This window comes from Pseudochelatococcus sp. B33, from assembly GCF_053570585.1.
The window spans coordinates 1-8,640 of record NZ_JBSEFH010000054.1; the positions used below are offsets into that span (position 1 = coordinate 1).

The 8,640-nt window shown below is 66.2% G+C and carries 8 protein-coding genes; 4 read left to right on the plus strand and 4 right to left on the minus strand.

All coding sequences use genetic code 11. The annotated features are described in order from the left end of the window. Positions 1-217: 217 nt before the first annotated feature. The 3 genes from ACUSIJ_RS29200 (at position 218) to ACUSIJ_RS29210 (ending at position 5,629) form a co-directional block, all read left to right on the plus strand. Positions 218-1,459 (plus strand): NnrS family protein, encoded by a 1,242-nt coding sequence (locus ACUSIJ_RS29200; protein WP_449311939.1) that lies wholly within the window; start codon positions 218-220, stop codon positions 1,457-1,459. 189 nt (positions 1,460-1,648) lie between these two features. Continuing rightward, positions 1,649-5,209: a vitamin B12-dependent ribonucleotide reductase gene (locus ACUSIJ_RS29205; RefSeq protein ID WP_449311932.1), complete on the plus strand. Its 3,561-nt coding sequence runs from the start codon at positions 1,649-1,651 to the stop codon at positions 5,207-5,209. A gap of 42 nt (positions 5,210-5,251) precedes the next feature. Further along, positions 5,252-5,629: a DUF488 domain-containing protein gene (locus tag ACUSIJ_RS29210; protein ID WP_449311933.1), complete on the plus strand. Its 378-nt coding sequence runs from the start codon at positions 5,252-5,254 to the stop codon at positions 5,627-5,629. Between the two features lie 32 nt (positions 5,630-5,661). On the opposite strand, the gene ACUSIJ_RS29215 is transcribed toward ACUSIJ_RS29210, so the two are convergent. From ACUSIJ_RS29215 to ACUSIJ_RS29230, 4 genes are all read right to left on the minus strand, one after another. Further along, entirely contained in the window at positions 5,662-5,889 is a 228-nt protein-coding gene (locus ACUSIJ_RS29215) for a hypothetical protein (RefSeq protein ID WP_449311934.1), read from the minus strand. A gap of 11 nt (positions 5,890-5,900) precedes the next feature. After that, entirely contained in the window at positions 5,901-6,209 is a 309-nt protein-coding gene (locus ACUSIJ_RS29220) for a DUF6522 family protein (protein WP_449311935.1), read from the minus strand. Between the two features lie 11 nt (positions 6,210-6,220). Next, positions 6,221-6,730: a hypothetical protein gene (locus ACUSIJ_RS29225; protein ID WP_449311936.1), complete on the minus strand. Its 510-nt coding sequence runs from the start codon at positions 6,728-6,730 to the stop codon at positions 6,221-6,223. A gap of 129 nt (positions 6,731-6,859) precedes the next feature. Beyond that, positions 6,860-7,294 (minus strand): YybH family protein, encoded by a 435-nt coding sequence (locus ACUSIJ_RS29230; protein WP_449311937.1) that lies wholly within the window; start codon positions 7,292-7,294, stop codon positions 6,860-6,862. Between the two features lie 387 nt (positions 7,295-7,681). On the opposite strand from ACUSIJ_RS29230, the gene ACUSIJ_RS29235 reads away from it, so the two are divergent. Beyond that, on the plus strand, positions 7,682-8,449 hold the full coding sequence (locus ACUSIJ_RS29235; RefSeq protein WP_449311938.1) for a GntR family transcriptional regulator: 768 nt from the start codon (positions 7,682-7,684) through the stop codon (positions 8,447-8,449). The last annotated feature ends 191 nt before the right edge of the window (positions 8,450-8,640 follow it).

An 8,640-nucleotide genomic window follows, 5' to 3' on the forward strand; every position in this document is an offset into this window, starting at 1 on the left:
AAAGAAGTCGCGCGAGCGGCTTGATGCGTCGCTGGCCGAACTCGGTTTGTGAGGCCGGTTCCGCCGGGGCTGTGATGAATGCAGTCCCGGGAGCGTGTGGAGCGATGCAAGATGCAATAGATATCCGCGCCGGCGGGAATGCCGGCGGCGGTGGGAGGCAGCAGCATGAGGGCGGAGCATGGGTGACATCCTGCGTGCCGACCCTGCCGGCGGCGCGATGACCGGCAGGGCGGGCCCTAAGGACGCGCCGCAGGAACCTGCGAGGCGCAGCCCGGTCCCGCGCGGCCTCGCCACTGCGGGGCCGGTCATCTTCTCCTATGGTTTCCGGCCGTTCTTTCTCGGCGCCGGCGTCTGGGCCGTCGCGTCGATGCTGTTGTGGATCGGCGCGTTGCGCTGGGGCTGGGAGCCCGGCGGCAGCTATGGCGCGGTATTCTGGCACGCGCATGAGATGCTGTTCGGCTTCGCCGTCGCCGTGCTGGCCGGGTTCCTGCTCACCGCCGTGCCGAACTGGACCGGACGGCTGCCGGTATCCGGCTGGCCGCTGGTGTGGCTCTTCGGCCTGTGGGTCGCGGGCCGCGCCGCCATGCTCGCGCCCGATATCGTCGGTCTCGTTCCGGCGGCTCTCGCCGATACCCTGTTTCTCGCCGCCCTGACGGCGGTCTGCGCGCGGGAGATCGTCGCCGGGCGCAAGTGGCGGGACCTCAAGATCCTCGCCCCGCTGCTGGCGCTGCTGGTCGCCAACGGGCTGTTCCACGCCGCGGTCGTTGCCGGCGATTACACCGGCCCTGCGAGCCGGCTGGCGATCGGCGGCTATATGGTGCTGATCATGATCATCGGCGGCCGCATCCTGCCGAGCTTCACCCGCAACTGGCTGAACCGGGCGGGGCAGACGGTCTTTCCCGTGCCCTACAACAATTTCGACGTCGCCGCGATCCTGGCCGGCGTCGCCGCGCTGGCGTTCTGGGTCGTGGTGCCGGACCATCCGGGAACGGCCGTTCCCGCTGCTGCCGCCGCCGCGCTGCATGCGGTCCGCCTCGCCCGCTGGCGGGGGCTCGCGACCTTTCCGGAAAAGCTGCTGTTCGTCCTGCACGTCTCCTATGCCTTCGTGCCGCTCGGGTTCGCCGGGATCGCCGCCGGGGCGCTCGGGGTGCTCGGCGCGGTGTCCGTGCTGCACATCCTGACGGTCGGCGCGCTGGGGTGCATGATGCTCGCCATGATGCCCCGCGTCAGCCGCGGGCATACGGGCCGGGCGCTGACGGCGTCGCGGACGACTGTCCTGTCGTATGCCGCGCTGGTCGCCGCTGCCCTCGTCCGGACGGGGGCGGACCTGTCGCCGGATCTCCACGGCTTGTCGATCGCGCTCGCGGGCCTGCTATGGATCGCGGCGTTCGGCCTGTTCTGCCTCGAATACGCGCCGATGCTCTGGCGCGTCCGCCGCACGCCGCTGGCGGTGGATTGAGGCGTGTCGCGGGTCTCCCCGAGCAGGGGAAGGATCATGTGCGGAACACGTCGGGGTGCCCGATTGTCGCACCGGGCGGAAAGACCACCATATATATTATGGGCAGGTGAGTCGGACATTGCGGGATGAGGGTACCCGCTTCGCCACCGTATCCGACGGAAGGCGCGACGCAAGAACAGGACGGTCGCCATGCAGTTCCATCGCCATTTCACCACGGCGGGCGCCTCTCCCTATGAGGCCATCGCCTTTCGCGAGGCATCGAGCGAGATCCGCAACCCGGACGGCTCCGTGGTGTTCAGGCTCGCCCGCATCGACGTGCCGAGCGACTGGAGCCAGGTCGCGACCGACATCATCGCGCAGAAATATTTCCGCAAGGCCGGTGTGCCCGCCCGGCTGACGCGCGTGCCGGAGGAGGGCGTACCCGCCTTCCTGTGGCGCTCCGTCGCCGACGAGGAGGCGCTGGCGCGATTGCCGGAAGACGAGCGCTCCGGCGGCGAGACCTCCTCCAGGCAGGTGTTCGACCGGCTCGCCGGCTGCTGGACCTACTGGGGCTGGAAGGGCGGCTATTTCTCGTCCGAGGCGGACGCCGCCGCCTTTCATGGCGAGCTGCGCTTCATGCTGGCGCGGCAGATGGTGGCGCCCAATTCGCCGCAATGGTTCAACACCGGCCTGCACTGGGCCTATGGCATCGACGGGCCGGGGCAGGGCCATTACTATGTCGATTTCCGCACCGGGGAACTGGTGCGCTCGGGCTCGGCCTACGAGCATCCGCAGCCGCATGCGTGCTTCATCCAGTCCGTCGACGACGATCTCGTCAACGACGGCGGCATCATGGACCTGTGGGTGCGCGAGGCGCGGCTGTTCAAATACGGCTCCGGCACCGGCACCAATTTCTCCGGCCTGAGGGCGGAGGGCGAGCCCCTGTCGGGCGGCGGCAAGTCGTCGGGCCTCCTGAGCTTCCTCAAGATCGGCGACCGGGCGGCCGGCGCCATCAAGTCCGGCGGCACCACGCGCCGGGCCGCCAAGATGGTCATCCTCGACGCCGACCATCCCGATATCGAGGCGTTCATCGACTGGAAGATCAAGGAGGAGCAGAAAGTCGCGGCCCTCGTCACGGGGTCGAAGACGGTCGCGGGACACCTGCAGGCGCTCATCGACGCAAGCAACATGGACGGCGAGCGGGTGACCGATCCGCAGAAGAACGCCGCGCTGCGGCAGGCGGTGCGCGCCGCGCGCAGGGCACTGGTGCCGGACGCCTACATCAAGCGCATCCTGCAGCTCGCCGATCAGGGCTTCGCCGAGGTGGCGTTCGACACCTATGACACGGACTGGGATTCGGAAGCGTATCTGACGGTCTCCGGCCAGAACTCGAACAATTCCGTCTCCCTGCGCAACGAGTTCCTGGAGGCGGTGGCGGCGGACGGCGAGTGGCCGCTGACGCGGCGCACCGACGGCAAGGTGGTCAAAGCCATCCGCGCGCGCGACCTGTGGGAGCGCATCGGCTATGCGGCCTGGGCCTCGGCCGATCCGGGGCTGCACTTCCGCACCACCATGAACGACTGGCACACCTGCCCGCAATCGGGCGAGATCAGGGGTTCGAACCCCTGTTCGGAATACATGTTCCTCGACAACACCGCCTGCAACCTCGCCTCGATCAACCTGCTGCGCTTCTTCGACCGCGAGACGGAGACCTTCGACCACGCGGGCTATGTCCACGCCTGCCGGCTGTGGACGCTGGTGCTGGAAATCTCGGTGCTGATGGCGCAGTTCCCCTCGCGCGAGATCGCCGAGCTGTCGTACCGCTTCCGCACGCTGGGCCTCGGCTACGCCAATATCGGCGGGCTGCTGATGACGCTCGGCCTGCCCTACGACTCGGACGCCGGCCGCGCCCTGTGCGGCGCGTTTACCGCCGTCATGACGGGCACCGCCTACGAGACCTCGGGCGAGATCGCGGGCGAGCTCGGGGCCTTTCCGGGCTATGCCGAGAACGCCGCCGACATGCTGCGCGTCATCCGCAACCACCGGCGCGCGGCGCATGGCGCCGAAGACGGGTACGAAAAAATCGGCAAGCCGCCGCTGCCGCTCGATCACGCCAATATCCCCGACCCCGCCCTTTCCGCGCTGGCGAAGCAGGCGTGGGACAGGGCGCTGGCGCTCGGCGAGAAGAACGGTTTTCGCAATGCGCAGGTCACCTGCATCGCGCCCACGGGCACCATCGGGCTCGTCATGGATTGCGACACCACCGGCATCGAGCCGGATTTCGCGCTGGTAAAGTTCAAGAAGCTCGCCGGCGGCGGCTATTTCAAGATCATCAACCAGTCTGTGCCGCACGCGCTGAGGAAGCTGGGCTACACGCAGGCGCAGATCGCCGACATCGAGACCTACGCCGTGGGGCACGGCACGCTGGCGAGCTCGCCGGCCATCAGCCACGACGAGCTGAAGGCACGGGGCTTCTCCAACGATGCGCTCGCCGCGCTGGAGGCGGCGCTGCCCTCGGCCTTTGACATCAAGTTCGCCTTCAACAAGTGGACGCTGGGCGCGGATTTCCTCACCGGCACCCTCAAGGTCGACCCGGCGCGGCTCGACGATCCGTCGTTCGAGCTGCTGCCGTCCCTCGGCTTCTCGCGCGCCGACATCGAGGCAGCGAACATTCACGTGTGCGGCGCGATGACGCTGGAGGGCGCGCCGCATCTGCGGCCGGAGCACTATGCCGTGTTCGATTGCGCCAATCCGTGCGGGCGCATCGGTAAGCGTTTCCTCTCCGTCGACAGCCATATCCGGATGATGGCGGCGGCGCAGCCGTTCGTCTCGGGCGCGATCTCGAAGACGATCAACATGCCCAATGACGCCACGGTGGAGGACTGCAAGCGCGCCTACCAGCAATCGTGGAACCTCGGCCTCAAGGCGAACGCCCTCTACCGCGACGGCTCCAAGCTGTCGCAGCCGCTCAGCGCCGCGCTGATAGCCGACGAGGTGGAGGACGCCGAGGAGCTCGTTGCCGGCCCCGATGCCGCGCGTACGACCGTCGTCACCGAGCGCATCGTCGAGCGGATCGTGGCCCGCAACCGCGAAAAGCTGCCGAACCGCCGCCTCGGCTACACCCAGAAGGCGACGATCGGCGGCCACAAGGTCTATCTGCGCACCGGCGAGTATCCCGACGGCAGGCTCGGCGAGATCTTTCTCGACATGCACAAGGAGGGCGCCGCCTTCCGGGCGATGATGAACAATTTCGCCATCTCCATCTCGCTCGGCCTGCAATACGGCGTGCCGCTGGAGGAGTACGTCGAGGCGTTCACGTTCACCCGTTTCGAGCCCGCCGGCTTCGTGCAGGGCAACGAGTCGATCAAGAACGCCACTTCCATTCTCGACTACGTCTTTCGCGAGCTGGCGATCTCCTATCTCGGACGCTATGACCTCGCCCACGTGAACCCGGCGGACATCCGTCATGACGCGCTGGGCGAGGGCAGCGATCATCCGACCCTCATTCCCGCCTCGCGCGGCTTCCTGCGCGGCAACGGCCACGGCAATGGCGGGCACGCGGGCTCCGCGGTGCAGGAAGTAGAGCGCCCCGTAGCCGCCGCTTCCGGCGCGCATCCGGGCCTCTATGCGGAGGCGGACGAGCGGCGCAAGGAAGCGCGCCTCAAAGGCTACGAGGGCGAGGCCTGCACCGAATGCGGCAACTTCACCCTGGTGCGCAACGGCACCTGCCTGCGCTGCGATACCTGCGGCAGCACCACCGGGTGCTCCTGACAACGAAGGGCGGCGACGCCCGCAGATGGAGGGGTCGCGGCCATGTCCCGCTCTGCTCTCGATATCCGGCTGAAGCGCATATACGATCCCCCGGCGGAGGACGACGGCGCCCGCGTGCTCGTCGATCGCCTCTGGCCCCGCGGCATCCGCAAGGAGGGCGCCCGGCTGACGCTCTGGCTGAAGGATGTCGCCCCGAGCCCGGAGCTGCGGCGGTGGTTCGGCCACGATCCGGCGCGGTGGGACGAATTCTCCCGGCGCTATCGGGCGGAGCTCGATGCGAATGGAGAGGCCGTGCAGCGGCTGCGTGAATTCCTCGCGCTCGGGCCGCTGACCTTGCTCTATGCGGCTCACGACACCGAGCACAATCAGGCGGTGGTTCTTGCCGATTACCTGCGTGAGCACGCGGGAGGCGGGCGATAGAGCGGGCTGCACAATTGTTGAGTGAGGCAGCCTCAGCCGCCGCTCGCCCTGCTCCACTCCGCCTGTCCGCCGTCACGGCGCGACAGCACCGCCCGCCCGTAGTCGAGCCACTGCAGCAGCCGGCCCCGATCGTCCTTCGAGAAGCGGACGCGCTGCTTGAGATCCGCAAAGCTGTCGTCCGGCCGGTGGCACCGGTCGTAGGCATGCCGGGCTATGGCCTCGATGGCCGGGTCTATGGGGTCGGGAACGGTGAGGTGCATGGCGTGGCCGCTCATCCTCCGGAGGGCGCGGCGGCCGGCCCCTTCCGCAGCGGGACGAAGTCGACGTGCTGATCCGCGATCGTGCCGTCGGCCTCGATGATCGCCCGCCAGCGGCGGTTGCCGCAGCGCACGGACAGGCGCCATCTGCCCCGGTCGTCCCCCTCGCCGCGCTCGACGCGGCTGGCGACGAGACCGCGGCGCATCAGGTCGCGCAGCTCGCGCGGCGACCGGCCGAGGCGCTCGGCGAGCATGTCCGCATCGACCGTGAAGGCGCCCGAGGCATCCCGCACGATGGCGGATTTGCGCATGGCTGCCGGCATGTCCCTGTTCCTCATTCCACGGCCGCCCGGGGCGCGCAGAGCGTGCGCAGCGCTCCGACCGATAGCGCGAGCAGAAGCAGCGCCTTTGCCGAATCCGCGGCGACATAGATAAGATGGTGGTTCGTCGCCGCGACCGCCCCGCCGGCAATGATCCGGACGACGCGCGCGTCCAGAACCGGCAGCAGCCAGAATGTCTGCGCGGCGAGCAACGCGGCAAGGCCCCCCACCGCGATCCGCCGGCCCCCGGGACCCGGCGACAGCAGCGCGATGACGACGAGGCCGGCGCACAGAAGCCACTCGGTTTTCGAGAACAGGGCGAAGGTGACGCGTCCGACGTCGAGCGCCGTGGGCAGATCGAGCGAAGGGGCCAGGAATTTCGCCGGCGTGGCGAGAAAGGATACGCCGAGCAGGAAGCCCAGCCACAGGATCGCGACGAAAGCGAACGCCGCGTCCCCGAAAACATGCCGCCTGCCGCCGAAGACGCGCGCAGTGACCGGTTGTGAACGGGCGATGGGCGACATCGGACTTCTCCAGCTTAAAAGCGGTATCTGTCATACTTCTTTTAATCGACGCCTAGCGGCATATCAAGAGCCAAGGCGTCGCATCGGCTGGGGGCGCTTCCGGCGGGCGCCGGCCGACGCGGCGTCGGCTCAATCCTCGGTATAGGCCATGTAGCGGATGATGCGCCATTGGCCGTCGTCCTCCTTGCGGAAGACGTCAAGGCCGGGTTCGACGCTGACGGCGTCGCGGGGCGACACGGTCAGGGTCCAGGTCAGCCGGACGATGGCGAGAGAGCCTTCGACGATGATCTCCCGAATGTCCATCGCGTAGTGGAGTTTCCGGCTCGCATCGTCGAGGGCGCGGGAGATGATGGCGCAGCGTTCCTCGTATCCCGCCTCGCCCTGGCCCCGGAAGTCGGAGAGCAGCGACTTCGAGAACAGATCGCACGCTTCCGCCTTCCTGCCGGCGTTGAAATCCAGGGTCCACTGCTCCAGCCGCTGCCTGATCTCCGCCGCCGCGTCGGCATGGGCGGGCGTCGAGAGCCACAGGGCGGCGAAGACAGCGAAAAGCTGGCGCAAGAGCATACTCGGCTCCCCATATCGGCATCGTTCCACGCGAGAGGGCGGGGCCACGCTCGCTTCTCCTTGTAGCGCCGATCATGGCACGCATCAATCCGCAGGCATGCCGCACGGCTCAGGCATGGGGAAGGCAGCGCCGGCGCGACGACCTGGCTTCTGAACTGTTACAAGGCTCTCCGTCCTGGAAATATGCCAAAGGTAAAGCCGCGCGGCTATACCCCGCCCGGCGTGTACGCTGTGCGGCAAGGCCGCACTTTGCCATATTTATTTGTAGGAGTTGGCGGGGCATACTAGAATGTGGAACGGGGGAGCGCCGGCCGGCTAACAGTGTTGCCGCTGCCCAGAGAAGTCGGGCCGTCCCGATCGCGAAGATAATATATGAGAAGGCAAACCGTGACCACAAATCTATTGACGAATAGGAACAAGGATAAAGCTCTCAAGTACCGAATAATCTACGAGAAACTTGCATCTCGCCTACAAGCCGGTGAATGGCTACCCGGCGACCGGCTTCCAACCGAAGAAGATATCGCCGAGGCTGAGGGCGTTAGCCTCGGGACCGTGCAGCGGGCGCTACGCATGCTGGAGCAGGATAATCTCGTCGTGCGCCGACACGGAAGCGGCACCTACGCGGCATCGTTCAGCCCGGAGCCGAACGAGATCGTCAACTTTTTTTTTCTTGAAGATGAAGAGTCCCCGCTCCCCCTGTACACGAAGGTTATTGATCTGACATTGACCTCAAAAAATGGACCTTGGAAGAAATTTTTGGATCATGATGGGAAATTTGTGAGGGTAAGGCGCATAACGAGTGTGAATTTTGAGTTTGTTACTTACGCAGAGCTCTATGCACGCGATTCTGATTTCTATGGTCTTCTCGATATTCCTATACGGCAACTTGAAGGTCCGGAACTTTATCGTACGATGTTTACAACATTGCACCTTCCACCCACGCGATTCACGTATCGGGTTTGGACGGCAAGCACGCCGAAGCAGATCAGTTCGCTCATTGAAATCGCGCCGGAAGGCCTCTCGTTGCACTGGGAGATTTTAGCCTATAGCCACCGCGATAAACCGCTCTTCTACCAGAAGGTCTATATTCCTCCGAGCAAGAGGAAGCTGAAATTTGAGGTATCTGTTCGCTCAGTAAAAACGCGTGGAAGCTAAAAATAGATAAGCACTCCCGGGGCGGGGGCATTTTGACGCCGCAGCTAATAGGTCGAAGCCCTTTGCAACTCCCTTATGGGGCAGCAATGCGGCGATCGATCCGCCCCCATGGGCTTTCCCTTGATCTGAGGCCAGCGCGAGGACAGGGCTCCTTCCATCGAGCCGTGCGCGTGCGTCCCTTCCCGTCTCAG

What these genes read in the sequence shown, in the direction of transcription:
- ACUSIJ_RS29225 (WP_449311936.1), bottom strand. Translation starts at nt 6,730, where the DNA reads ATGTCGCCCATCGCCCGTTCACAACCGGTCACTGCGCGCGTCTTCGGC.
- ACUSIJ_RS29200 (WP_449311939.1), top strand. Translation starts at nt 218, where the DNA reads ATGACCGGCAGGGCGGGCCCTAAGGACGCGCCGCAGGAACCTGCGAGG.
- ACUSIJ_RS29210 (WP_449311933.1), top strand. Translation starts at nt 5,252, where the DNA reads ATGTCCCGCTCTGCTCTCGATATCCGGCTGAAGCGCATATACGATCCC.
- ACUSIJ_RS29230 (WP_449311937.1), bottom strand. Translation starts at nt 7,294, where the DNA reads ATGCTCTTGCGCCAGCTTTTCGCTGTCTTCGCCGCCCTGTGGCTCTCG.
- ACUSIJ_RS29205 (WP_449311932.1), top strand. Translation starts at nt 1,649, where the DNA reads ATGCAGTTCCATCGCCATTTCACCACGGCGGGCGCCTCTCCCTATGAG.
- ACUSIJ_RS29220 (WP_449311935.1), bottom strand. Translation starts at nt 6,209, where the DNA reads ATGCCGGCAGCCATGCGCAAATCCGCCATCGTGCGGGATGCCTCGGGC.
- ACUSIJ_RS29215 (WP_449311934.1), bottom strand. Translation starts at nt 5,889, where the DNA reads ATGCACCTCACCGTTCCCGACCCCATAGACCCGGCCATCGAGGCCATA.